Raw genomic sequence first — 1,522 nt, 5'->3', positions numbered from 1 at the left:
CCAAGAGCAAGAACTCAAAACGATTACGGTATAAAATAAAAAGGGCCCGGGACGTTCTGCTAAACGTCAACGGGCTAAGAGGATAAAAAACTTTGACTCATTCTCCTTCCTCCAAAGATGATTATAATATTTTAAATGGTGGGCTGTCAACGGGAAGGGTCGAAGAACCCTTATGTAAAGAGGGTTTAGAGGCCTACCACGAAAAACTTCTTCTTTCTGCTGAATGTTATTATTCCCAGGGTATCAGTTGTATTCCAACCGTTGGAAAAAAGCTGTTATATGGGTTTACAAAAGAACGGTATCCGGACTTTAAAATTAGCTTTGAAGAATTTAAAAGTATTTTCAATGCCAATAAGGATAAAATAACCGGAATAGCAATGGTTGGTGGGTACAATCCGCATTTTAAGGCTTTTCTGCTTTGCCTGGATATCGACGATAGAGCAGTATTTGAAAAAGAACTTCTCAAGTCTAAAATATCCGACATTTTTTTTACTACCAGGGTCAAAACTTATCGAGGTTACCAACATTTACTTTTAAGTGATTATGAATTTGTGGGGGTAGAGCATTTCTGTTTTAAGGGTCAGCGAATTGGGGAATTGAGGGGAACCGGTGAACCCTGGATTGTTCCGCCCAGTGACTTTTTATGGCGCGATAGAAACAATCCGGAAATACTTCTTTTTTATCATTATCGCTTTCTTAATCCCATTTATCCGATTTTACGAATTGGGAAAGAAGAATTTGAAAGGATATTTGAATTTTTTAAGGTGGGGGGAACCCAGGCCAGGATAGAAAACATTAACCGGTCAAGCGGTGAACCCTTACCAGAAACCATAGAAAGGCCAGACTATACCAAGGAAAAAATTTATCGGGTTGAGTATTCCTGGGATACAGAAAAGGGCTTAATAGAAAGGTTTTTCTATTTGTTGGGGTATCGGTATTTATGCCCGTTTCACGAGGAAAAAAGGAAGAGTTTTGATTTTTTCCGATTGCAGGACGGCAAATGGCACGGGCATTGCTTCCACGAAAAAATAGACGTTTCACTTGGTGAGCTTTACTGGTGGTATTTAAAAGCACCTGAAAGCAAGGCCAGAGTAAAGCATGAGGGAAGAATGAAAGAGGATTTTTTTACTGCGCTAAATAAAATGGTAAATGCACTAATAACCAACATTGACATGGTGGAAAATATTCTTAATTCTGAATTGGCCCAGAAGTTAGTTAAAAGGAAAAGAAAGGCGAACAGAGTGAGGTATAAAAACGCCTTAATATTTATCCTTGGGGTCATGCTTCAAAAGGTTGAAGAGCGTCTTTTACCGATAGATCTTATTAGCGAAATTACCGGCTTATCACCAAAGGAAAGTTTTAAGTTTTTAAAACAGTTGGGGAAAAAGGGCTTTATAAAGCCATTGTACAAAAGAAAGGCAAAAGATTCGAATAACTTAATTTGGACCTACGAAAAAGGGCTTTGTATCAATACCTTTTTTCAAAAGGTAACTGAATAAAGTAAAGAGGGGTTTTTTTCTTT

Annotated in this window: 1 protein-coding gene; it reads left to right on the top strand. The window is 37.9% G+C overall.

Going from position 1 to position 1,522, the window contains the following annotated elements:
- Positions 1-92: 92 nt before the first annotated feature.
- On the top strand, positions 93-1,499 hold the full coding sequence (locus PLK24_RS11410; protein WP_324479252.1) for a hypothetical protein: 1,407 nt from the start codon (positions 93-95) through the stop codon (positions 1,497-1,499).
- Positions 1,500-1,522 lie beyond the last annotated feature (23 nt).

The sequence above is a fragment of the Atribacter sp. genome (assembly GCF_035418125.1).
GTDB lineage: Bacteria > Atribacterota > Atribacteria > Atribacterales > Atribacteraceae > Atribacter > Atribacter allofermentans.
The sequence above is the reverse complement of the archived record's forward strand: the minus strand, read 5'-3'. Positions and strand labels throughout refer to the sequence as shown.